This is a genomic window from Candidatus Latescibacterota bacterium (genome assembly GCA_019038625.1).
Lineage (GTDB): Bacteria > Krumholzibacteriota > Krumholzibacteriia > Krumholzibacteriales > Krumholzibacteriaceae > JAGLYV01.
In genome coordinates this window covers 1-24,266 of sequence record JAHOYU010000113.1, presented here as the reverse complement: position 1 = coordinate 24,266, position 24,266 = coordinate 1, and the positions used below count along the sequence as shown (strand labels likewise).

At 50.7% G+C, this 24,266-nt stretch carries 24 protein-coding genes and 1 tRNA gene; 22 read left to right on the top strand and 3 right to left on the bottom strand.

The window, feature by feature from the left end:
* From KOO63_08955 to KOO63_08930, 6 genes are all read left to right on the top strand, one after another.
* On the top strand, positions 1-1,222 hold a 1,222-nt coding region (locus tag KOO63_08955; protein MBU8921935.1), incomplete at its 5' end, for an O-antigen ligase family protein.
* Positions 1,219-2,418: a glycosyltransferase family 4 protein gene (locus KOO63_08950; GenBank protein MBU8921934.1), complete on the top strand. Its 1,200-nt coding sequence runs from the start codon at positions 1,219-1,221 to the stop codon at positions 2,416-2,418. The genes KOO63_08955 and KOO63_08950, both read left to right, overlap by 4 nt.
* A 20-nt stretch (positions 2,419-2,438) precedes the next feature.
* The gene (locus KOO63_08945) at positions 2,439-3,629 is read left to right on the top strand and encodes a glycosyltransferase (GenBank protein MBU8921933.1); all 1,191 of its coding nucleotides are present in this window, start codon (positions 2,439-2,441) and stop codon (positions 3,627-3,629) included.
* A 21-nt stretch (positions 3,630-3,650) separates the two neighbouring features.
* Entirely contained in the window at positions 3,651-5,060 is a 1,410-nt protein-coding gene (locus KOO63_08940; protein ID MBU8921932.1) for an undecaprenyl-phosphate glucose phosphotransferase, read from the top strand.
* A gap of 59 nt (positions 5,061-5,119) precedes the next feature.
* A complete protein-coding gene (locus KOO63_08935) occupies positions 5,120-6,010 on the top strand; it encodes a decaprenyl-phosphate phosphoribosyltransferase (GenBank protein MBU8921931.1) in 891 nt (296 codons plus the stop codon).
* 23 nt (positions 6,011-6,033) lie between these two features.
* Positions 6,034-7,113, top strand: a complete 1,080-nt coding sequence (locus KOO63_08930; protein ID MBU8921930.1) for a DUF362 domain-containing protein — start codon at positions 6,034-6,036, stop codon at positions 7,111-7,113.
* On the opposite strand, the gene KOO63_08925 is transcribed toward KOO63_08930, so the two are convergent.
* Positions 7,101-8,324, bottom strand: a complete 1,224-nt coding sequence (locus tag KOO63_08925; GenBank protein ID MBU8921929.1) for a glycosyltransferase family 9 protein — start codon at positions 8,322-8,324, stop codon at positions 7,101-7,103. The two genes, KOO63_08930 and KOO63_08925, sit on opposite strands and share 13 nt — an antisense overlap.
* Positions 8,325-8,541: 217 nt before the next feature.
* Here KOO63_08925 and ispE point away from each other — a divergent pair, with 217 nt between their 5' ends.
* From ispE to KOO63_08850, 15 genes are all read left to right on the top strand, one after another.
* Positions 8,542-9,432, top strand: a complete 891-nt coding sequence (gene ispE / locus KOO63_08920; protein MBU8921928.1) for a 4-(cytidine 5'-diphospho)-2-C-methyl-D-erythritol kinase — start codon at positions 8,542-8,544, stop codon at positions 9,430-9,432.
* Entirely contained in the window at positions 9,423-9,749 is a 327-nt protein-coding gene (spoVG, locus tag KOO63_08915) for a septation regulator SpoVG (GenBank protein ID MBU8921927.1), read from the top strand. Before ispE ends, spoVG begins: the two co-directional genes overlap by 10 nt.
* Positions 9,750-9,777: 28 nt before the next feature.
* Positions 9,778-9,848, top strand: a tRNA-Gln gene (locus KOO63_08910).
* Between the two features lie 57 nt (positions 9,849-9,905).
* On the top strand, positions 9,906-10,841 hold the full coding sequence (locus KOO63_08905; GenBank protein ID MBU8921926.1) for a ribose-phosphate pyrophosphokinase: 936 nt from the start codon (positions 9,906-9,908) through the stop codon (positions 10,839-10,841).
* Positions 10,842-10,854: 13 nt separating this feature from the next.
* Complete coding sequence (locus KOO63_08900; GenBank protein MBU8921925.1) at positions 10,855-11,529, top strand: 50S ribosomal protein L25; 675 nt, start codon at positions 10,855-10,857, stop codon at positions 11,527-11,529.
* Positions 11,530-11,535: 6 nt separating this feature from the next.
* A complete protein-coding gene (pth, locus tag KOO63_08895; GenBank protein MBU8921924.1) occupies positions 11,536-12,105 on the top strand; it encodes an aminoacyl-tRNA hydrolase in 570 nt (189 codons plus the stop codon).
* Between the two features lie 234 nt (positions 12,106-12,339).
* Positions 12,340-12,672: a 30S ribosomal protein S6 gene (rpsF, locus tag KOO63_08890; GenBank protein MBU8921923.1), complete on the top strand. Its 333-nt coding sequence runs from the start codon at positions 12,340-12,342 to the stop codon at positions 12,670-12,672.
* A 5-nt stretch (positions 12,673-12,677) separates the two neighbouring features.
* Positions 12,678-12,938 carry a 30S ribosomal protein S18 gene (gene rpsR, locus KOO63_08885; protein MBU8921922.1) on the top strand — a complete coding sequence of 87 codons (261 nt, stop codon included), beginning with the start codon at positions 12,678-12,680 and terminating at the stop codon, positions 12,936-12,938.
* Positions 12,939-12,950: 12 nt separating this feature from the next.
* Positions 12,951-13,394, top strand: a complete 444-nt coding sequence (gene rplI / locus KOO63_08880; protein MBU8921921.1) for a 50S ribosomal protein L9 — start codon at positions 12,951-12,953, stop codon at positions 13,392-13,394.
* A gap of 170 nt (positions 13,395-13,564) precedes the next feature.
* A complete protein-coding gene (locus KOO63_08875) occupies positions 13,565-14,803 on the top strand; it encodes a phosphomannomutase/phosphoglucomutase (protein ID MBU8921920.1) in 1,239 nt (412 codons plus the stop codon).
* 57 nt (positions 14,804-14,860) lie between these two features.
* Entirely contained in the window at positions 14,861-15,955 is a 1,095-nt protein-coding gene (locus KOO63_08870; protein ID MBU8921919.1) for a mannose-1-phosphate guanylyltransferase, read from the top strand.
* A gap of 35 nt (positions 15,956-15,990) precedes the next feature.
* A complete protein-coding gene (locus tag KOO63_08865) occupies positions 15,991-17,190 on the top strand; it encodes a peptidyl-prolyl cis-trans isomerase (GenBank protein ID MBU8921918.1) in 1,200 nt (399 codons plus the stop codon).
* Between the two features lie 6 nt (positions 17,191-17,196).
* The gene (locus KOO63_08860) at positions 17,197-17,694 is read left to right on the top strand and encodes a bifunctional nuclease family protein (GenBank protein ID MBU8921917.1); all 498 of its coding nucleotides are present in this window, start codon (positions 17,197-17,199) and stop codon (positions 17,692-17,694) included.
* Complete coding sequence (locus tag KOO63_08855) at positions 17,691-18,224, top strand: gamma carbonic anhydrase family protein (protein MBU8921916.1); 534 nt, start codon at positions 17,691-17,693, stop codon at positions 18,222-18,224. The genes KOO63_08860 and KOO63_08855 overlap by 4 nt, the downstream gene beginning before the upstream one ends.
* Positions 18,221-19,951 carry an ABC transporter substrate-binding protein gene (locus KOO63_08850; GenBank protein MBU8921915.1) on the top strand — a complete coding sequence of 577 codons (1,731 nt, stop codon included), beginning with the start codon at positions 18,221-18,223 and terminating at the stop codon, positions 19,949-19,951. Before KOO63_08855 ends, KOO63_08850 begins: the two co-directional genes overlap by 4 nt.
* On the opposite strand, the gene KOO63_08845 is transcribed toward KOO63_08850, so the two are convergent.
* Together KOO63_08845 and KOO63_08840 are read right to left on the bottom strand one after the other, a co-directional pair.
* Positions 19,948-20,610, bottom strand: a complete 663-nt coding sequence (locus tag KOO63_08845; protein ID MBU8921914.1) for an energy transducer TonB — start codon at positions 20,608-20,610, stop codon at positions 19,948-19,950. The genes KOO63_08850 and KOO63_08845 overlap by 4 nt on opposite strands.
* A 96-nt stretch (positions 20,611-20,706) precedes the next feature.
* On the bottom strand, positions 20,707-23,004 hold the full coding sequence (locus KOO63_08840; GenBank protein MBU8921913.1) for an N-acetylmuramoyl-L-alanine amidase: 2,298 nt from the start codon (positions 23,002-23,004) through the stop codon (positions 20,707-20,709).
* A 239-nt stretch (positions 23,005-23,243) separates the two neighbouring features.
* Between KOO63_08840 and selA the strand changes: the two genes are divergently transcribed.
* Positions 23,244-24,266, top strand: a 1,023-nt coding sequence (selA, locus tag KOO63_08835; protein MBU8921912.1) for an L-seryl-tRNA(Sec) selenium transferase, incomplete at its 3' end; no start/stop codon positions are given.

Below are 24,266 nucleotides of genomic sequence, written 5' to 3'. Positions count from 1 at the left end.
GAAAGAAGAATATCTCCCCCGGGTGACCGAGGTTTTTATAATTATTTTCGTAGCCGGGTCTGTTTTCTCCATTGCAGTCACACAGACAGCCCTCGGATTCGCTTTTCTCTCATGGTCTCTATTTATGATACTACATCGGAGATCTCCGCTGGTGAGGTGCCGCTATGACTGGTTTTTTGTGGCATTCATCGTCATCGGCACCCTTAGCGTGATCTTCGCTGTTGAGAAGGGGATATGGATGCCCTTTCTGAAAAGGGTCGTCCTCATTCCGATCGTCTATCTGATAGCTGGAGCGGTTTCCGGAAGGAAGATGGCGGGTCGACTGGTGTTCACCCTGTCTGCGGTGATGTTACTCTTTTCCTTCATCGGTATATGGAAGTATCTTGCCTCTTCCGGCGAAAGGCTGCGTCTCTATAACCACTACATGACGTCGGGCGGGATCCTGATGATAGTCGCCCTCACCACATTCGCGTTCACGCTGGTCAAGGCCCCTGTCAGGATCCGGCTCATAGCTCTTGCCGCCGGTGTGGTGATGGTCGTTCCGCTGGTCTTCACATTCACGAGGAGTTCCTGGCTGGGGCTGCTGGGTGGACTTGCGGTCATGATGTTAATACAGAGTAGAAAGATGCTGGTCGTACTTGTTCCCGCCGTCGTCATCCTTGTCCTGCTTGCTCCGGCACCGGTCAAAGAAAGAGCTTTGAGTTCGTTCGATCCGGGACATTCCAGTAATATCGAGCGGACATATATGTGGAAGGCCGGTATCGAGATGATCAGTGACCACCCGGTTACAGGAGTCGGTGATATGGATCTGTCCCGTCTTTACGGGGAATACAAGTCGGATGAGGCACAACAGGTACACGGGCATCTGCATAACAATATGATCATGATCGGAGCGATCATGGGTATTCCTGGACTTGTTCTTTTCCTGTCGATGTTCGGCTGGATCTTTATTTCACAGATCAGGACCGCATTGAATGTGGCGCAGAGCGACTGGTTGCTCAGAGGTATCGCGCTGGGGAGTGCCGGCGTAATGACAGGATTTCAGATCAATGGTCTGTTCGAATGGAATTTCGGGGATTCGGAGATCATAATGCTTTTATGGATCTCCGTGGGACTCTCTCTGGCTGTTGAAAGGATAATATCGCGTGAAGCGATTGTTTCCGGGAATGGTACCACCCTTCAGAGCGGGATGCCGGCCGGTTGCCCCGAAAGGAACCAATGAAGATATGCGCCTTTGGCAGAGCACTCCCGGATCACGGGATAGGGGGCATGGAGAGGCATTTCCAGGTCGTCATCAGGGGACTTGCGGCCAGAGGGCACAAGGTGACCGTACTGACGACTGCCTGCCCCGGCCGTACAGAGAAAAGGAATGAAGAGAACATCTCGATGCATTTTCTTTCCGGTACGATTCCTGGAAGGTATGAGTTCGGCTACTGGAAGCGCAGTTCAGAGAAATTCTTCGCACTGCATAGAGTCGATCCATTCGATGTCGTGTTCAGTGAAAGTTCTGGAGCCTTCGGTTATATTGAAAAAAAGGGCCGTGAGAAAGTCAGTGTTCCGGTACTCTTCATCGCTCATGGAACGCCGATGAGGGAATTCAGACAGCATGGTTTAAAGAGTCTTTTTTCCCCATGGGACCTCATGCGAATGGGCAGAAGCCTTGTATATCACAGGCGCATGAAGAAGTTTCTCAGGCATGTCGATCTTGTCGGGACGGTCAGCAGGCAGATAGCCGCGGACATCAAGAGTGAACTTGATGTTGCGGATAACATGTTAAGGATAATTCCGAACGGGGTCGATATCGATATGTACCGCCCGGATGTTGAAGCAGGAGAGAGGGTCAGGCAGAAATCAGGTATATCCCTGGATGCGCCACTTATCGCCTGTATCGGAAGGCTTCACAAGGATAAGGGGATCGGTCATATGATCGAGGCTCTGGCGAGGATACGCGAGAAGTTGGATGGTGTGAAGCTGATGATCGTAGGCGATGGGCCGGATGGAAAAAGATTGAGGCGGTTATCAGCGGAGAGGGGTCTGGATGACTGTGTCATATTCGCCGGTGTCGTTTCGTCTGAGGAGACGTACGCTTATTACAATAGTTGCGACCTTTTGGCTTTGCCTACAACTGCAATAGAAGGGCTGAGCCTGTCTCTTCTGGAAGGCATGTCATGCGGAAAGCCGGTTCTCTCGTCAGATATCGGGGGGACGTCAGAACTTGTCAGGAGCGGAATCGATGGTATTCTTGTCAAGCCACGCGATGTCAGTGGATTTGTACAGGCAGCCCTGAGGATACTTGAGGATTCTTCCCTGGCAGCCAGGATGGGAACAAATGCCAGGGACAGGATAATTTCCGGATACAGCCAGGAGAAGATGTTGGACGGGATCGAAGGCTTGCTGAGAGAGATAATAGAGAGATGAACGATTCTGGAGAAAAGAAAATGAATCTGCAGGGAAGAAATATAATCTGTCTGTCATCAGCTCACTGGGACAGCCCCGCATGGGTGAACAGCCAGCATCTGATGTCCAGGCTGGCGATCACAAACCGGGTCCTGTATATCGAACCACTCAGTCTCAGGTTCCCCCGTGGAGGGAAGCATGACTTGGGGAAATTGCTCTACAGGCTGGCCGGATGGTTCAGGAAGCCTAGAAGGATCACGGACAGACTCTTTGTCTATGCTCCGATAATGATTCCGCTTCACCGGTTCAGACTGGTCAGGCTGATCAACAGGGTCCTGCTCAAATCGATGTTAAGGGTAGTAGGAAAGATATACAGGTTTTCAGACCCGGTGTTATGGATATTCCTTCCAACAGGAGCTGACCTTATCGGCCAGCTCGGTGAGGATATGGTGATATATCATTGTGTCGATAATTACTCCGCCAATCCAGGGGTCGACCGTGAGATCGTGGACCAGCTGGAAAGGCAGGTGCTGGAGAAGGCTGACATAGTCTTCGCGACTTCACCGGCTCTTCGCGATAAGTGTTCCGCATTGAATCGTAATTGTCATTACCTGCCCAATGTAGCTGATTACGCTCATTTCTCTTTGGCTCTTGATCCCGATACTGCTGTTCCTTCGGACCTGGAAAAGATTCCGTCTCCGAGGGCTGTGTTCGTGGGCAATGTCAGCGGCTACAAGGTCGATTTTGAACTACTGCGATATGCTGCCAGCGAGCTTCCCGGCATCTCGTTCGTTCTGATAGGAATGGTCGGTGCCGGCGATCCTGATTCCGATCCTTCCGTGCTTGTCGAGCAGGAGAACATCCATGTCATGGGCGTGAGAGATTATCTCGATCTGCCAGCATATCTGAAGGGTTGTGACGTATGCCTGATCCCGTTCCGGATAAACGAAACGACCACGGGGGTCTTTCCCATGAAATTCTTTGAATATCTTGCTGCAGGAAAACCGGTAATAACGACGGGGCTTCCCGCGCTGGAAGAATATTCGAAACATTGTTATATTGCCCGGGACCGCGAAATGTTCGTATCATCGATCAGGAAATCGATTGAAAAGACTGACCAGGCAATGGTAAAAGCGGGGATAGAGCTTGCTGCCGATAATTCGTGGTACAGCAGAATAGAGGATATCTCCTCGATCGTCACGGAGACTGTAGAAGCTCGAAATTCCGGATAGGTTGCTGGTAGAAGGTACGCGATGAATATGGTGAAAAAGGAAAAGGGTCTTCTGATACCGTTTCTGCAGGTCGTCACAGATGTGATTGCCATGGAAGCAGCGTTCCTCTGTTCTTACTATCTCCGGTTTCACTCTCCCCTGGTATCGATAATCCCCGTGACCAGAGGTATCCCGTCCCTTCGAGTATACATGGTCGGTTCCCTGGCGCTCATTCTGATATGGTTGTTTATTATGGGATCGAACCGGATGTATGGTGTCCGCAGAAACGCGAGTCGCGTTGATGAACTTTCCGGACTCGTCAAGTCAGTTACAACCGGGATGATCCTTGCCGCTGCAGCTGCTTTTTTCTATCGTGAATATTCATTTTCCAGACTTGTTTTCGGATATATATGGCTGCTGGGGATATTTTTCCTGTCGTTCACCAGGCTCAGCATCCTGGGATTCGAGAAGTCTAGACACAGAAGAGGGAAGGACATTGTAAAGGGCGCTGTGGCCGGTTCTGGTGTGCTTGGAAACGAGCTGTTTAATACCATCGACGGACATCCCGGCCTTGGAATAAAGATGATCGGATATATCGGGAAGCCCGAAAAAGAGGATCTTTCGATAAGATGTCTTGGCCAGCTCGATGAGATATCAGAAATAATAGAAAATGAGGGGATCACTGTTTTGTTCATAGCTCTGGATGTCGAAGAGAATGACATGCTCGTTCCCATGTTGTCTGGATGCGTGGGTATGCATGTCGAATTCTATCTAGTTCCTGACATGATGAAGATGGTGACCAGCCGTTTCCGGGTGGAACAGTTTGATGGATATCCTCTGCTGAAACTGAAGGATAGCGCGATCGATGGCTGGGGGGCAGTATTCAAACGGGTTTTCGATATCCTGTTTTCCGCGGCATCGCTTCTTCTGCTTTCGCCTGTATTCCTGATCACATCTCTGGCAGTGAAGTCCGGATCGAAGGGGCATGTCTTTTACAGGCAGGAGAGGATCGGCCTGGACGGCCGGAAGTTCGATCTGCTCAAATTCAGAAGTATGAGAGTCGACGCAGAGAATAAATCCGGTCCTGTGTGGACGGTCAAGCAGGACGACAGGGTCACTGGGATCGGCAGATTTCTGAGAAGGTTCAGTCTCGATGAACTTCCGCAGCTGATAAATGTACTGAGGGGAGATATGAGCCTGGTCGGCCCGAGACCGGAACGTCCCCATTTCGTTGACCGATTCAGTGCAAGTGTATCGAGGTACGCCGAAAGGCATCGTGTGCGGTCGGGGATGACAGGGTGGGCTCAGGTCAACGGGCTGAGAGGCGACGTTCCGATAGAGGACAGGACGAAGTATGATGTCTATTATGTCGAGAACTGGTCGTTCATGCTGGATGTCAGAATAATCATTAGAACAGTCTGGACAGTTCTCAGGGGCGATAACAGCTATTGAGAGGATAACTTTTGTCGAGCCTGTTGACTGGATCGGTGAAAAAAGGTTAGTATAGCCCAATGAAGAATATCTGGTATCTATTCATATCGATGAGGCCGAAGCAATGGACCAAGAATCTGGTCCTCTTTGCTGGAGTCCTCTTCTCTAAGAGATTTCTTGAGCAACCCTGTGTCCTGAAGAGTCTTCTCGGCTTTCTGGTGTTCTGTATGCTTTCAGGAGCCATCTATATCCTGAATGACCTGTTTGACAGGAAACGTGACCAGGGGCATCCTGTAAAGCGGATGCGACCGATAGCCTCAGGTTCGGTTTCAGGCGGCACGGCAGGAACCTTTTCGGGCCTGCTCATAATAGTATTCGTCTCGCTTTCCTGGTTGCTCGGGATAAGGTTCTTTCTCCTGTCAGCGGCATTCGTCCTGGTCAACGGGATATATTCCATATTGCTCAGGCAGGTAGTAATACTTGACGTCATATCGATCAGCTTCAGTTTTCTGATACGGGCCGGGGCTGGTGTCGCGGTCCTGTACAGTGAAGTCCCCGGCCTGGAATTTTCTCCATGGCTCTGGATATGCACTCTCTTTCTCTCTCTTTTTCTTGCCCTGTGCAAACGTAGAAACGAGTTTTTTAATCTGGATGACGCGGGGGGGCACCGTCAGTCGCTGACCGAATATTCTGCTCTTCTTCTCGATCAGCTGGTGGGTCTTTCCTCGACTGCGGCTCTTATCTCTTACTCTATATATACGGTGTGGCCATCGACTGTTGAAAAGTTCGGGAGCCACAACCTCGTATACACTATCCCTTTCGTAGTTTTTGGAATAATGAGATATCTTTATCTCGTCTATAACAGGCATGAGGGAGGAGACCCGTCTGGCGTCCTCCTGACTGAAAAGGCGATAATCATTGATGTGTTTCTATGGTTCGCGACGACAGTGCTGATAATCATGTATGCCTGACAGGAAAAGATCGGAGGCCTCACTTGGCATCGAAAGTAGCAGTAATTCGTACAAGGCCTGAAACAGTCATTGAGGATTATCACCGTGTTATGGAATTGGCCGACGCCGGGTCGTTCCTGACTGCGGAACGAGATCTGCTCCTGAAACTCAATCTTTCATGGACGAAGTATTTTCCGGCCTGCTCCAGTCAGCCATGGCAGCTCGATGGTGTGCTTGCCGACCTGTTCGGGCGGGGGTATGGAAAAGATCAGCTTCTTCCAATAGAGAACAAGACCGTCGTGACGAATCCCGTTAAGGGTGCAGTAAACAACCTGTGGATGCCTATCATTGAGAAGAGAGGCCTGCCCTTTATTCCCCTTCCGGAAGTAGAGTGGATCACTTACAAGTTCAAATCCGATCTCATGAAACTGAACGAGATATTCCCTGATGGGATCGAGATACCGAAGATGTACATAGGGAAGGATATTCTTCATCTGCCCACAGTGAAGACTCACGGACATTCGACTACGACAGGGGCGATCAAGAACTCTTTCGGAGGACTTCTGAAGGAAGTCAGGCATTACGCTCACAAATATATGCATGAGGTCCTGGTCGATCTTCTGATGATGCAGAAAGAGCTTCATCCGAATATATTCGCGGTGATGGACGGTACGGTATGTGGAGATGGTGCGGGGCCGAGGACTATGGACCCGTACGTAGGAAACATCATCCTCGCCAGTGCCGATTCCGTAGCGATCGACGCGGTGGCCGCGAAGATAATGGGCTTCGATCCGATGTCGATCGATTATATCCGATGGGCCACAGAGAGAGGTCTGGGCGAGGGACGTGTTGAAAATCTTGAGATAGAGGGTGAGGACATCGGGGAGATGAATTTCCATTTCCACACGAAGAAGAGCTTCGTAATATGGGGTGACCAGATGTTACGGAAGGGTGGGCTCAGATTCCTGGAAAAGATCGCTCTGCATTCCCCTCTTGTTGCATGGGCCCCGGCCGCCAGTAATTTTTATCATGATTTTCTCTGGTATCCGACTGTCGGGCGGAGCAAGATAAATAAATTCCGTGCGACTGAATGGGGCGATCTGTGGGAGAGCTACAAGGTCTGAAGTCTGTCGAGGATTGTTGAACAGGCATCGAGGACCGTTTCCACCTGGATAGATTCCATGCACGCGCGGCCATCGCAACCGTATTCGTATCCAAGAAACAGACATGGTGAGCATGGGATGTCGGCTCGGATAATAGTGGCCGAGCCGGGAGCCAGTGTGTCAGAGACTTTTCCACAGGAGTAGTCCGGCCCCCATTTCAGATGATCTGTAGGTCCATGCAGAGCTACCAGCGGTGTTCCGTACCCGGCTGCGAGATGCATGACTCCAGTATTTCCACATACTACCAGGTCGGTGTCTTTTACAACGGCAGCAAGCTGCGCGAAGGTCAATCTTCCCGAGAGATCTGTGGAGTTGAAATCGCCTTCTTCTATTATCTCACGGGCGATGGGCATTTCATGCTCTCCATGTCCGGAGATCGTTATCGAGATATCATATGAGGAGGAGAGAGCCGATCCCAGACTGGCGTAATCAGCGGCTGGCCATTCTCTCTGGTATCCATGCTCCCCGCATCCCGGGTGAAAAAGTACGCGCATGGGCTTCGTCTTGTCCCGAATGTCCGGTGTGTCCGATTCGAACAGGTCATTTCCTTTAAGAAAACCCGAGAAAGGTTCCACGGCTTCGACGGGTATTCCGCATGAGCAGGCCAGGTCCCTGAATAGACAGGATTCGTGTCTTTTCTCTGTCTGAGTCACGGTCAGGTCGCTGGCGAAGTGACGGTGCTGCCCTGGTGTTTTAAATCCAGCCGTCGTCGCGGCGCCCGATACGGCGGCTAACAGGGCTGAAGACCTGAGCCATTGGTCGAAATCCAGAACGACAGTATACCGGCGAGACCGTATCTTTCTGACCAGTCCGGGAAGATGTAGAGGATGAAGGAACAGTTTTGATGGATCGAACAGAATGATATCATCCATCCAGGGGCAATTTTCGGCAATGATCGAGTTGACAGGAGTCACGAGCATATCGACCTGCCCGGATGATCCCACGCTTCCGCGCATAGCTTTCAGTACCGGAAGAAGCAGGAGGGTATCTCCCAGAGCTGATTGCTTGATGATCAGGATCCTGTCCCCTGATCCTATCTTATGATGATCCGCAGAATCGTGACCGGTCCGGGCGAGAAAACGCGTAGCCTTTCTTATTGCCGATGCTGCAAGCAGTATCGGAATCCCGGCCCATCTGTCTATTTTCTTGAAAGTCCTGTTTCCACGCATCATGTCTGGATTCCCGGCCTTGTATCCCGATGAAACGGGTCAGCGTGCGAATGAATCAGATGGTCTGTACGGCGCTGGAACGGCCAGAGCCTCAGACAAGCCACAATAACCGATATCACAGCTTGTATCAATCGAAAATAGCTGAGAGGGCCCTGTCCACTCTTAATCCTTGACATCGTGTCGGACGGGCGCAAGAATCTATGCTCTGGAAGGAGACAGGATGACGACAGGGATAACCACGGGAATCCGTTGTAACGCAAAGATAAACCTCTTTCTTGCCGTCACTGGAAGAAGACAGGACGGTTTTCATGATATCCTTACGTTTTTTCAGCCGGTTTCTCTTTTTGATGAATTGAAGTTAGAGCTTACGGGTGGACAGATCGAGCTGGTCGGAGACACGCCTGAAATCCCCTGGGACGAAAGAAATCTTTGCTTCAAAGCCGCATCGGAGTTTATATCGGCGACGGGTTGTGATGAGGGGGTGAGGATCACCGTCAGCAAGAATATTCCTCACGGAGCGGGACTTGGTGGGGGAAGCAGCGACGCGGCTGGAGTTCTGACAGGGATGAATCATCTTCATGGAAAGCCTATCGGAGCGAAGGTTCTGGAGGAGATCGCACTGAGGATCGGATCAGATGTACCATTTTTTGTAAGGGGAACTCCGGCTGCCGGCAGAGGCAGGGGGGAAATTCTGGAAAAAGCGGAAGGGTTGCCTTATGGCGCCATATTGATTGTAAAACCGGACATCCCGATATCAACGAAGACGGCATATGATAATGTTAGAATTCTGTTGACAAGGGATTCTCATGAGGATAGACTGAATCACCTGCTAAAACAGGTGAAGGACTTCCCGGATATGACGTTTGAGACGTTTAATAGCTTTGAGAGCTACGCTGTAGAGCAGTATCCGGAGATTAAAGAGATTCTGGAAGTTTTCAGGCGCGAAGAGCCGACCCTGAGTTTGCTTTCGGGGAGTGGTTCGGCCTGTTTTGCGTTGTTCGATAGTGAGGACAAAGCGGTGGAAGTAGAGCGACTATTCATGGGGCAGGGTTACTTTACCAGTATCGCTAAGCCGGTGGATTGGACTCTGGAGTTGTTCCAGTGGAATTAGAAAAGGAGATTCAGGGGGGCCACATGGAGATCACCGAGATCAGGATATCATTGCGTGATGACAACAAGTTGAAAGCTTTCGCCAGCATTACCCTGGATAATTGTTTTGTTATCAGGGGACTGAAGGTCATAGAGGGAGCAAAGGGAACTTTTGTCGCCATGCCCAGTCGCAAGCGTCCCGATGGTACCTATCAGGACATTGCCCATCCTATCAACAATTCGACACGAGACTGGATGGAGGAACAGATCGTTCAGGCATTTGAGCGTGAAGTGGACAAGGTTCAGACTGAGTCTGGACTGGAGGTTGCGGAGCCCTGATTTGATATTGAATTGATTCAGTAAGTTTTGGGGCGTCGTCAAGTGGCAAGACACAGGACTTTGGCTCCTGCATCGGAGGTTCGAATCCTCCCGCCCCAGTAAATAAAGGATCGGTGACCGCGGGAGGTCATTTTTTTTTCTGGAGGAAACTGAAAGATGAACGAACTTGTTACTCTTATGTCGGGAACTGCGAATCCCAATCTGTCGGAAAAGATCGCCGATTACCTCGGGATAGGACTTTGCGATATGGACGTGGGGCGGTTTTCCGATGGAGAAATCAAGGTCAATATAAATGAGAATATACGTGGTAAAGACGTATTTATCATTCAGCCGACATTTCCGCCTGCAGAAAACCTGCTGGAGCTTCTTGTCATGATGGATGCCTGTTACAGGGCGTCAGCAAGCAGGATTACCGCGGTCATACCCTATTACGGATATGCGAGGCAAGACAGGAAAGATCAGCCCAGAGTGCCTATTACGGCCAAACTGGTGGCCAATCTTATAGAGACAGCCGGAGCGAACAGGGTCCTGGCCCTCGAACTTCACGCGGCACAGATTCAGGGATTTTTTGACGTTCAGGTCGATAATCTTTTTGCGGCGCCGGTCATTCTTGAATATATTAGGGGGAAAAATTACAAGGACCTTACCATTGTCTCCCCCGATGTAGGTGGGATAAAGATGGGAAGGGCTTTCGCGAAGAAGCTTGAGGCCAATCTGGCCATAGCTGACAAGAGGCGGACTGCCGCCGATTCGTCTGAGCTCATGAACATCATTGGTGAGGTAGAGGGCAGTGATATTATTATTCTCGATGATATAATAAGTACTGCAGGAACAATAACGCAGGCAGCAGAGGCTCTGAAAAAGGCGGGCGCTGGACGTATCATGGCGGCAGCCACACATCCGGTCTTCTCCGGTCCGGCTCTTGAGAGACTCGAGGCTTCCTGTATTGAGGAGATCGTCGTAACGAATTCGATACCGTTCAGCGGTAATGAAAAGTGTAGCAAGGTCAAGGTCCTCGACGTATCTGAACTTCTCGGTGAAGCTATCAGGAGGATCCATACCGAAGAATCTATCAGTATGTTATTCGTCTGATAGGGAGGAAGTAATGAAGGAAATCAGAATGAATGCCCGCGCCAGGATTGAAGCGGGTAAAAAGAATCTGCACAAGATCCGTAAACAGGGAGAGATTCCCGGTGTGCTCTATGGGCATAAGGCTGAGCCTGTACATCTGGCCATAAAAGAGCATGAATTCTGGACTATCCTTCATCATGCTACGACTGAGCATCTCATTCTCAGCATCGATATCGAAGGTCTGGACGAGGATACTATCCTTGCTCTGGTCAAGGATGTCCAGCATCACCCGGTGACGGGCAATGTCCTTCACGTCGATTTTCAGCGGATCTCCAAAGATGAGACTATCAAGGTCGGCGTGCCCATATTGCTGACCGGTATTCCGAAGGGAGTAAAGGACTTCGGTGGTATTCTCGATCACGGTATCAGGGAAGTAATGATCTCTACGACTCCTGTTATGATTCCCGAATCGCTGGAAGTGGATGTGACTCACCTGCTGGTCGGCGATTCGATCCGTATCTCCAGTATGGTGGCGCAGTATCCGGATGTTGAGTTTTTGGACGATGACAACATCCAGGTTGCACACGTATCGATTCCCAAGAAGCTGGAAGTCGCTGAGGATCTTGAAGCTGAAGAGGCTGCTGAGGGTGAAGAAGAGGCCGCTCCTGCCGAGGGTGAGGAAGCCGCCGGTGAGGGAGAGGACTCCTAGAGAAATATGTCGGAGATATCCTTTCTCTGCGGGCTCGGAAATCCAGGTGCAAGGTATGGGAATACCAGGCACAATCTCGGGTTTAATGTTCTGGACCTGATTACCTCGCGATTCGGCCTGAAATGGAAAAGATTCGGTGAGAAGAGTTTAAGAGTGGCATGGAAGTCTTCCGGACGTACCGTCACTCTGATCAAACCGCAGACATACATGAATTGTTCGGGGGATGCCCTTGCCGATGTAAAGGGGTTATCCCCCTCTTCTCTTCTGGTCATCTGCGACGATATCAGTCTTCCGCTGGGTCGGCTCCGGATCAGGGAATCCGGAGGCAGCGGTGGGCATAATGGGCTTCTTTCTATAGCACAACATCTTGGTACCAATGAGTTTGCAAGGTTGAGGATGGGCTGCGGCCCCACTCCTGAGGGTGATGAATGGAGCGATTACGTCCTCAGCCCCTTTTCGTCTGACGACCGTGCTTCGGCCGATGCGATGACCAGGGCGGCGACAAAGGCGGTCGAGATGATCCTTGGCAGGGGTATTGCGGCCACACAGATGGAATTCAACCGTCCGGAAAAATAAACAGGCCATCCCGGGGCGCCTTTCCGTAGGGCCGTGCGTATCCTGTCCAGCCCCGTTTCAGCCCGAGAACCCTTATTAACCTTGACGATATCCATACGTTCTATTATATTGGCCGGGTAAAGCTGGATCGTGCCGGGCGGAACTGCAGGCCGGTCCGGGAAAATCAATCTTTTTCCCTACCTTCCCCCCATGAGAGCGGGAAGGTCGAATGAGTCCGAAGGGAGGAACCTGCCTATGCGTACCTACGAGTGCGTTTATATTCTTGATCCATCTCTTGAAGAAATCGCCGTCAAGGAAAAGACGGAGCGTTTCAACGAGATCATTACATCGCGCGAGGGAGTCGTCCATAAGGTCGATCCATGGGGCAAGAGGAAGCTTGCCTATCCGATCGCGAAAAAATTCGAAGGCATATACATCCTTATCCAATTCACAGGAAACAACGCGATTCTTGATGAACTCAACAGGATATTCCGGTTTGATGATGTCGTTCTCAGACATCTCATCATTGTCGATGATAATCCTGTCAAGGAACAGCCCTCGGCCGATGCCGAACAGACGATGGAGTAGAAAAAATGGGTGGAAAAACAGTAGCGAAGAAGAAGAAAAAGAAAGATAAGCGGACTACGAATAAACCTTGTAGGTTCTGCGCGGACAAACTGACCATAGACTACAAGAATGATGGACTTCTCAGGAGATTCGTGACGGACAGGGGTAAGATATCCCCGCGCAGGATCACCGGGACGTGCGCCCGTCACCAGAGGCAGCTTGCCATGGCCATTAAAAGGGCCAGGGCGATAGCTCTTCTGCCGTTCGTAAAGATCTACTTTCGTTAGGGAGATGACTCAATGGAACTTATACTTAAGAACAGTGTGCCGGGTCTTGGCGAACGTGGGGATATCGTGACCGTCAAGGCTGGATACGCGAGGAACTATCTTCTGCCCAAGAAGCTTGCCGTTCCTGCGACCGGCGCTATGAAAAAAGTCATAGTCGAGGAAAACAGACTCCAGTCTGTAAGGGATGACAAGCACAAAAGGACAGTCCAGGATACAGCCGCGAAGATGAAAGACCTTTCGTGTACGATAGTCGTACAGGCCGGAGAGGAAGACAAACTTTACGGTTCTGTCAGCGCTCAGGATATCGCCACTGCGGTCACTGCGCAGGGGTTCGAGATCGATCACAAGATGGTCGTTCTTGAGGAACACATTAAGATCCTCGGCGTCTACACTGTGCCGGTCAGGCTTCACAAGGACGTTGAAGTCCCCGTCAAGATCTGGGTAGTTAAGGAATAGCCTGTCATCAGGTTTGGAGAAGGAGGTTCATCATCGATCTACCGAAGAAGATATTCAGAGAATATGATATCAGAGGACTTGTTGATGAGGACCTCTCAGATGATGGTGTCAGGATACTCGGTCTCGCGATAGCATCTACCTTCAAAAGAGAAGGTATTGACAAAGCTGTCGTGGGGCGTGACGTTCGGGAAAGCAGTCAGAGGTATTTCGACGTCCTTACTGAGGGGCTGAGGAAAGGTGGCGTCGATATTATCGATATCGGCGAGGTTCCTACTCCTGTTTTCTATTTCGCAGCAAAGAAATGGGAAATAGAGGGTGGTGTAATGATCACTGCCAGCCATAATCCAGCCGAGTTCAATGGATTCAAGATCCTGAGGGGCCACGGTACGATCTACGGCAAGGATATTCTTGAACTCCACACGCTGGGTACTGAAGGAAGTCTGCCTGAGCCCGGTGGCGGCGGTATGACTTCGAGTGATGTGAAGGATGAATACGCTGAATACATCGCGGCAAATATCAAACTGAGCAGGCCGGTAAGGTTCGCCGCGGATGGTGGAAATGGAACCGCAGGGATCTCCGCTCCGGATATCTTCCGCAGGCTCGGGTGTAATCCTGTCGAGTTGTACATGGACCCTGATGGAACTTTCCCCAATCATCACCCCGATCCGACAGTCGAGAAGAACCTGGTTGATCTCCGTGAAGCTGTGCTGTCAGGAGGACTGGAGCTGGGAATCGGTTTCGACGGCGACTCCGACAGGATAGGAGTCGTGGACGACAGGGGACGGATGATCTGGGGAGACAGTCTTCTGGCGATCTACGCGAGAGATCTTCTGGCAGAGAAGCCGGGATCCACTGTGATCTTTGAGGTCAAATGCTCACAGAGTCTTGAAGAGGATATTCTGAAACATGGTGGAAAACCTGTCATGTGGAAGACCGGGCATTCCCTCATCAAGAAGAAGATGAGGGAAGAAAATGCTCTTCTTGCCGGAGAGATGAGTGGACATCAGTTCTTTGCCGATCGATACTTTGGTTTTGATGATGCGATATACGCGGCGTGCAGGTTGCTGGAGATAGTTTCTTCGAGCGACAGGAAACTCAGCGAGATATTCGACGATCTTCCGAGCTATGAGAGTACTCCTGAGATCAGGTTGGAGTGCTCAGATGAAAAAAAATTCGATGTCGTCCGTGAAGTGGGCGATCATTTCAAAAAGACGAACGAAGTTATCGATATCGATGGTGCTCGAGTAAAATTTGGAAGCGGTTGGGGCCTGATAAGGGCTTCAAATACTCAGCCAGTGCTGGTCTTGAGATTTGAGGCTTCCGATCTGGAATCGCTTGATGAGATCAGGAAGAAATTTGCTGATGCACTTTCCGGACATATAGATGTTTCGGACCTTATCGGTCAGTAAGGTGTAAAACAGGTTAAGCTGTAATTACAGCTGTTCATTGTCAAGCTCTGGAGTGACATGTACGCAGTTATTCTTGCAGGTGGGATCGGTAAACGTTTCTGGCCTTTCAGTACTGAGAAAAGGCCGAAACAATTTCTGGATATAACGGGAGATGGCCCGATGCTGTCTGTCACATTCGACAGGCTGGCCTCTCTGGTCGATCCTTCGAGGATACTGGTAGTTACCGTGGCCGGACAGCTCGGGTTGATAAGGGAAATTCTTCCGGGATTACCTCCTGAAAATATTTTCGCCGAACCACTTGGAAGGAATACAGCGCCATCCCTCGCGGTCGCTGCCGCCATGGTAAAAAGCAGAGGCGATGACCAGCCTCTTCTCTGCTGTCCTTCAGATCATATAATCAGAGACACCGAAGAATTTGAAAGAGTCGTTACGATCGGCAGTTCGATCGTCGAGAGACAGGATGTCCTTGTCACTTTCGGAATCAAACCGGATCATCCTGCCACAGGATATGGATATATCGAGGCGGGTCCGTCTCTTCCCCGGCAAAATATCGGGGAAACAGATCGTCCGGAAAATGATGCGGACTGTGTGCTGGAAGTAAGCAGGTTTCACGAGAAGCCAACCCTGGAAAAAGCCCGTAAGTATCTGGATGATGGAAATTTCTTCTGGAACAGCGGAATTTTCATGTGGAGACCATCGACTTTTCTGGCTGCATTCGCGGAATTTCTACCTGAAGGAATGGGACCGCTTGACAGGATGGGAGCAGCTTTCGGATCCGATGAGTCGGATGATGTCATCAAGTCTGAATACGGGAAAATGCCGGCCACATCGGTCGATTATGGAATTCTGGAAAAAGCTTCCAACGTGGTTGTCATTCCCACAGATATGGGGTGGGACGATGTCGGTTCGTGGGATGCACTGGAGAACATCCTTCCGGTCGACGAAAACGGGAATTATGGGACCGGCAGGGCCGTATCGATAGATTCCAGTGACAATATATTTTTCAATCGTGACGGGATCATCGCCACGGTCGGGATCAATGGTCTTGTTGTCGCCGTCAAGGACGGCAATGTGCTAGTCTGCAGGCGGGGCGACAGTCAGCGTGTCAGGGAATTGCTTGATGCGATGGAAGATAGAAAAGAAAAGAACTGAACAGGATGAAGAGTCTGGTCAAAGGAGGCAGCAGGATGAAGAGAGCGTTATTATCGTCAATTATGTTGGCATCTCTTGTCTTTATTGCGTTTTCATGCGGGGAAAAGGAAAATAAAATAGAGATCAACCAGGGAGTAGCGATCAGGATAGGGAATAAAAAGATCACCGACGCGGAGATCGATGAGAAATTTGATTTACTTCCTGACAATCAGAAAAACAACTTCAAGGGTCCGTCCGGAAGGGCCAGATTTGTCAATCTCATCATAAACGATGAGCTCTTTTATCTTGAGGCCAAAAACAGAAACCTGAGAAACGATCCCATCGTGAAAGCCGAACTCGAAGCTGTCGAGCGGAGGATCCTTATCGGAGCTTTCTATGCGAAAGAGATCGTAGAGAAGATCGAGATCCCTGATAAGGAAGTCGAGAGCTATTACGACAGTCACAGTGACGAGTTTACGAATCTTCCTCTCTACAAGGCGCAGCATATATTTTCGAGAGACAGTCTGAAATGCGTGCAATGGAAGAAACGGATCGATGAAGGCGAAAAGTTCAGCGCGATAGCGAAGGGCGAATCGGAGGATCGTTCAACTGCTCCCTCATATGGAGACCTGGGTTATTTCAACCCGGATGGATTTGTTAAATACATCGGAAAGTCCAGTACGTTCACAGCTGATATCGCCGACCTAACCGTGGGCGAAGTAAGCGGTGTGATCAAGCATGAAAGAGGATACTCAATTGTAAGGATCAATGATTACAAACCTGCCGCTCTCCAACCCCTGTCCGAAGTCAGAAAATCTATAGCCAAAACACTCAGGGACAGTTACTCGAAAGAGTATCTGGACAAGCAGATCGAGGCACTGAGGAAAAAATATTCACCGGTCAACTATGCACAGGAATATGTGCTTGAGACTACAAGAACGCCCGAACAGCTCTGGGAGATCGCGCAGTCAGAGGACGCATCGTATACACGGATCCTGTATTACAGGGAACTTGTCAACAGGTATCCGGAACATAAGTTCGCGCCCCAGGCGTTGTTCATGATCGGGTTTGTCTATGCCGAAGAGCTTCAGGACCTGGTACAGGCCAGGAGGACCTTCGATGAGCTATTGAAAGATTACCCTGATTCCGAAGTCGTGGAATCGGCGAAGTGGATGATCGGCAATCTACACCAGGACCATCCTAGATTCGAATCTCTCGAAGGTGTGCAGGAACATCTTGAAAGCGAAAAGGAATAGCAGGAAATGGGACTTCTGAATGTGAAAGTCAAAGGAATCGCGATTGACAAGGAGCGGGAGCATCCGGTGGTGATGCTCGCCACCGATGACCGGACGGAAGTACTTCCGATCTGGATAGGCCCGGCAGAAGCTACGGCTATCTACACTGCGCTTTCCGGTAGCAGTTTCGAACGTCCCATGACTCACGACCTGCTGAAGATCGTCGTGGAGGAACTTGGTGCCAGGATCGTCAGTATTGAGATCGGTGGTCTTCAGAAGGATACATATTTCGCGAGGATAGTGCTTCAACGGGAAGAGGATGTCTTCTTCATAGATGCCCGCCCGAGTGATTCGATCGCGCTCGCGCTCAGGGCTGGAGCATCTATATTTGTTGATGAGGACTTATTTCTGGCTTATAGCAGGAATCTACAGGTGGGGAAGGAAGGGGAGGATGATGTTAAAAGGCACCTCGAGAGCCTTGACCCTTCGGATTTTGGCCAGATGGATGGAGGGGAGTTGAGTTGATCGAGGAATTCCAGGGTATTTCACCGGAAATAGGAGAAGATGTATATATAGCACCTACTGCCAGTGTGGTAGGCGATGTGTCGATCAAGAAGGGGTCCAGTGTGTGGCACAGTGCCGTGGTACGTGGAGATTGCTGGAAGATACGTATCGGGTCATACTCGAACATCCAGGATGGAGTCGTGTGTCATGTTACGACCGGAGGACCCGAGCTGGTGGTCGGGGATCATGTGACTGTGGGACACAACGCTGTTATTCACTCCTGCAGTATCGGTAACGGATCGCTCATCGGGATGGGTGCTGTTGTTCTTGATGGAGTCGAAATAGGGGAAGGTTCGATTGTCGCAGCTAACAGCATTCTTCTGGAAAACACGATTATTCCACCGGGCTCTCTCGTTGCAGGTGTGCCTGGAACGATCCGCCGCGAATTGAGCGAGGATGTTATAGACGGACTCAGGGAACAGGCCATTGAGTACCATTCACTTGCCATGTCTTACCTTGGCCGGGTCAAATTTTCAAGGAAGGTCAAATGATCAGATGGACGATCCTGTTTCTCCTGGCGCCCCTTTTTACCTCATGCGCGCAGGCACCTCCTGACCTTTCAATGGTTCGGACACCCGAGGAAGCATGTGGAGATCTCGAGACCAAGATCAGGACATTCCTCTTTGACGAGGATTACAAGGAAGTCAGGAAATCGGGTCTGCGCTATATCGAGCAGTGTGGAGGAACCGATATTATCGATGAAGTGAGGCTGATGACAGGCCGGGCCTGCGTGGAAACAGGACGCCTCACGGAAGCCAGGAATATTTTGCTTCCCGTCGCGGGAGGCGATATCCCGTCTTCGGACAGGGGCGAGGCTCTACTGATACTTGCGGGGATAGACCGGGCGAGGGGGCTTTTCTATGACGCAGCTGTTTCCCTGCTCGGGGCACTTTCTTCGGACCTTGGCGATGCGTCGAGGATGACTGCCAGAGAAAGTCTGAGTGAAGTGACTTCCCTGATGCCGGAGGGCAGACTTGAACGTATCAGGGAAGAATACGGATCATTCAACGGGATCGGGATAGTCCTCGAAGCATGTCTGGCATTTGCAGAGGCCGACAGCGACACATCGAAGGTGAGGCTGCTTAGAGAGCATCTCAGCTCAATCGATGAAAAGCGAACCATACCCGACCGGGCCGTCAGCAGAAACATCATATCGTCCGTGTCTGAAAGCAGAGGCGATGGCAGACTCTCCGGTATGAGTCTCGGGCTTCTTTGTCCGCTTAGCGGCAGGTTCTCGCCACTCGGAGAGGCTTTTCTATGGGGCGCCTCCATAGCGATGAAAGAAGGCGCGAGAAGAGGAATGGGAGGGGTGGAACTTATTGTCGGCGATACGGGTGCCAATCCGCTTGTCGCGCTGAATGCAGCAAGAAGGATGGTAGATGAGGAAGAAGTGTCCGCCATTGCCGGGTGCATTCTCAGCGCGCCTACAATAGCGGCTTCACAGGTCGCACAGGCGGAGAGCGTGGTCATGTTTTCTACGGTCGCTACAGAGGCCGGGATCTCCAGTATAGGTGATCATATATTCCAGGCGGAAAATGATCAAAACACAGAGATCGCCGCCATTGCCTGGATAGCCTGTGTCGAGATGGAGCTTGAGAGGATAGCATTTTTGTCGCCCGAAGATCCTGCTTCGAGAAAGACAGAGCGCTTGTTCAGAGAGAATATCGAACGTTTGGGATCTTCCCTTGTGATCAGTGATTATTACAATGAAGGCAGCACCGATTTTCTTGAGAATATCGAGCGTATCAGGGGTGCAAGTCCTGAAGCTCTGTTTATAGCTTCCGATGCGGAAGACCTCATACTTATTCTGCCCCAGTTGTCTTTTTATGAATTCGGGGTCCAGTTACTCGGATCCAGTTCGTGGAATTCACGAAACCTGATCAGAATGACAGCAAGAGATATGGAAGGTGCAGTCTTTCCCGCAGAGAGCGATATCAGCGGTGAAGAACAGATACTGCGGTCTGCAGCGATCCTGGTCGACGACGAGTCCGGCGAGGTCAACAGGTTCTCTACAGGAGGATATATCGGAGTGAGGAAGATGCTCGAAGTCATGAAAGATGCCACGGAGTCGGGCAGGAATCTCCGTGACGAGATGGAAAAGAATATGGAGAACAAGCAACACAGGTTTATCGAACTGGTCAGCGGTGACGGCATCGTATTCTACACGATCAGGGACGAGAGCCTGGTCAGGTTCACCACCCTTCGTCTTTCTCACTAATTCAATCTGAAACTGATCAGGAAACTGACCCAGAACGATTGTGGTTCCCCATTTTCCATAACAGGTTTGAACCTGAACTGCTTCACAGCCTCAATGGACGCTATCTCGAAACTCTCGATACCGTACACTTTTCTTACCCAGGCTTCCGCTACACGACCTGTTTCGTCGATATACACTTCGACCAGTACGTAGCCTTCCCTTCTCAGGGCCATGGCGTCCTCGGGATAGACAGGTTTTACCATAGTGAGGATGACATAATCCTCCCTGAAAGGGACATCCGTGTGTGAAGCGTAGGTCTTTATAAAATCCCTGCCTGTGACATTGTCGAAGATCTCTTCTACTTCTTTTTCCGGGGCTGTGCTGAACTCAGGGTCCTCTTCTTCAACATCCTGTTCGTCGTCGCTGATAAGTTCGATCTCCCTGGCCACCATATCATGGCGCTCTTCCGAGAATATCTCGGCCTGGAGACTCTTGTCGTCTATGATAGTGATCTCCGGGAGGATCTGCATCGGTCCTTCGTAACCGACATAGAAAAATCTGTCTACTACCTGAGTGTGCTCGATAGTCATAAGTATGATTATCAGGACCAGAAAGGCTACTGGAAGAAGGTAGACGAGTCTCTTTGTGCGTCGCTTGTCGTAGTCTATGATCTTGCCCATCTGCGCTCACATCCTTGATATCAATATGCTGGTGACAGGCTCCGCAGTCAAGAAGCTCCTCACATCAGGAAACCCGTGAGGTGGGGGAAGATGGAGTCAATCGATATCGATGAAGATCTTTCCGTCCACTGCCGAAGCGGTGTCGATTTCCAACATTCCGGGAGCGTCACCAACGGGAAGAGATATCGTTATAAAATGCCTTCCCTCATCCATGCAATAGAACGCGGCACTTCCATCCACTCCTGTCGTAGCGGAAAAGACTCCATCGACCGAGATATGTGCCTGTTCTACGGGGAGCCCGTTTCTCGCCAGGCTGATCGAATACGGTGAACAGGGGGTCAGTTTCCGGGAGAAGGATCGAATGATGCCTGCGGCTATCCTGGATGATTCGAGTTCGAGCCAGACTGGATTACGAAATATCTTCTCTGTGGATCTTCCAAGGGGCGCGAATATGGCACAGGCAGGGCAGGATGTCTGTTGCAGGAATAGAGATGCTGACTCGACGATCTCTGTTTCCGAGGCAGGAGGAACGCCGTCAAGCGCGTTCATCAGGTTCTCTGCCGCCGCTCTTCCCCGTGTGCTGCCCGGGTAATGGTGGAAGGTGAATCTCGACTCATCCGGACCATGATTTCCGCCGAACCTGAGTCCGAGTGCCAGGTGCGGAGCGAACCGATTCACCCTGTCTATCCTTTCGTAGACCGACAGGGTTTCTTCACCCTCTCTTGTCATCAGGACTTTCACTCCTGCTGATTCGAGGATGTCTTTTACCCTTCTCGCAAGTTCGAGATTGATAGTCGATCCTCTCACAAGGTCCGGGCTGATGCCGTAACTGTCATCGCCTCCTCCGGCCGGATCAAGGACCACACGACGTCCCTGGAGGATGCCTCCGAATACCGGGGTAAGCTCGATCACCGGTCTCTTGATAGTATCTTCTGGCATAAGCGGGCAGGGGCGGTATCCCCTGGCTGTAAGGATCATACGATCTTCAAAAAGCGACAGCGGCAATTCAAGCAGACCTTTCTCATCACCTGTCCTTGATGTTCCGTCAGGCAGTAAAAGCAGTGGAGTATCGATGGGATTTCCTGACAGGGTATCGATGACTTTAATAGTCAACCCGAGCGCATCGGACTGGGAGAACAGTATGGTGTCAGCAGCATCCCCGCAAGAGACATGAAAACTCTCAAGGGCTTCCAGTCTGGAGGATGCAAAGGAGATCAGGCCGCCCGAAGTCCTGCTTCTGGAGATATGGCCTCTTGAGCGGGAGGCTACCTTTACGCTTGTTCCATCGGAAATGGGGCCGCCAAGTTCATCAAGGATCTGTATCGACAGGGAAAGCAATCCGTCCGCCAGCCTGCGGGGTGGCATTGGAAGGAAGAACTTCGCCGGTCTGTTGACCGCTATTCTGACAGGATTACTGACCGAGCGGGCTCCTCCCGTTGAGCGTGCGGAAGCCCTGAAAGAATACTGACTGTTCGGTATATCGATGGGGAGTGGACATGAAAGGATCCCTTTTGTCGGAGACCAGACGGAGCCAAGTTCCCGGCCGTTCATAGTGACACGCATGGAGCCGGGTACGAGTGCTACTCCAGCGCCTCTTTTTACTCTGAACGATATCGATCCGGGAAGAAAAAGTGTGTCGCAGCTTGAATCGATATGCTCGATGACTGGGACTCCACGGGAGAAATATGAAAGGAGGCCGAGATAATATGCCTCTGCTTCCAGCCTCTGCCGGGTTGAGATTTTCAGGCGTTTTTCAACTTCGGGATGAGATATGTAGCTTGCTTCTCCAAGGACAGAGGCTCCTGCGTCAGAGTTTCTGAGCACATGATAATTACCTGGTTTGATACATGAAGTCTCTATTCCGAGATTTCTGGCAAGGTGAAGGTGTATATCTTCTGCCAGCTCAAGTGAAGCGGAAGGGTCCATGCTCCGGTAGTAGACTTCGATACGGTTGCGTTTCCTGTCCAGCGAGATATTCGAATTGTGATGTATGGAGATAAAGACCTCAGGTTCGAATCGATTAGCGAGTTCTACCCGTGCTGCAAGGTCATCCCTGAGTTCTTCAGAACCGGCAGGAAGAAAATCGCGATCCGTAGATCTTGTCAAGTGGACGTCCGCGCCGGCCTCGTCGAGCATGCCCCAAAGGTACAGGGCGACGCCCAGGTTGGCATCAGATTCTGTCAGACTGTCAATTCCGACAGCACCTTTGAAACTTCCTCCATGTCCCGGATCGATCACTATCCTCCGGCCTTCAAGAACGCTCCGGTCGAATTTTCCAGGTTCCTCACTGAGCTGGTCGTACAGAGAGTCCCATTTTGATATGCGTTGAGCACAGCCTGCCACCATCCCGGCAATAAGGCTGGCGATAACGGCTTTCAGCAGTAATTTCTTCATATTGTTCTCCTTCCGGGAGTAATTGTCCTCGATGACATCTTTATCAGATAGCAGGTCGAGCTACAAGACACAATTTTGACCTCGAATCAGAAGTTAAAAACTACTCACTTAACAATATATTGTGAAAATTGTTGACGGTTCCCCCAATATATGGTAGAAAATGGCAAGTTAGAACTCTTTTGAACGATTGGAGAAACATCAAGTCGTCGCTGAAGATACTGCCCTCCGTGGAGAGGGTTTTGGAGGATGAGCGTGTCTCGGGGACGATCAATGTCAACTCCAGGAATGGTATCACGAGGATAACTCGTGATACGATAGAAGGTTACAGGAACCTTGTTCTCTCCGGGGAAGATGTCGGTGACGAGGAAGGGTTACTTTCCCGCATCAGGGATGAAGTTGCCCGGAAAGTCGAATTGATTGGCAGGACGGGCCAGAGAAAGGTGATAAACGCAACCGGTGTGGTCCTTCATACTAATCTTGGCAGGGCTCCCCTGGGAGATTGTATAACAGAATCATTGCTTCGAGCAGCTTCGGGGTATATCGATCTTGAGGTGGACCTCGAATCCGGCGAGAGGACCCACAGGGAGAGAAGGGCCGTTGAACTGCTCGAATTGATTACCGGGGCTGAAAGTGCTCTGGTCGTCAACAACACGGCCGCTGCCCTCCTGCTCGCCGTAAATACATTCGCAGGCGAAGGTGCTGTGGCTGTTTCGAGAGGTGAGCTGGTCGAGATCGGCGGTAGTTTCAGGCTTCCGGAGATTCTTGGAAGGGCCGCTTCGAGCGTCATTGAGATAGGCACCACCAACAGGACAAACCTGAAGGACTACGAAACGGCCGTTGAGGGTGGAGCCAGCCTGATTCTGAAAGTCCATACAAGTAATTACAGGATCGTCGGATATACCGATGATGTTTCTCTCGGAAAACTGGTCGAATTAGGAAGGGCGAAAGACGTCCCGGTGATGTATGATCAGGGAAGCGGTATCCTCTTCCCACTCGAAAAAGAGGGTATAAGTGGAGAGGCAGATATCGGCTCTCTGTTGTCCACCGGTGTGGATATAATGACTTTCAGTGGAGACAAGGTGCTGGGTGGGCCGCAGGCCGGGATCATAATCGGGCGAAGATGCTATATAGAGCAGATGAAGAAGAACCATCTGTCCCGGGCGCTTAGAGTCGATAAACTGACGCTTGCATGCCTCGAAGCCGTTCTGGTGAGATATTGGCGGGGAGAGACCACTATGATCCCCACGCTGAATATGATAAAG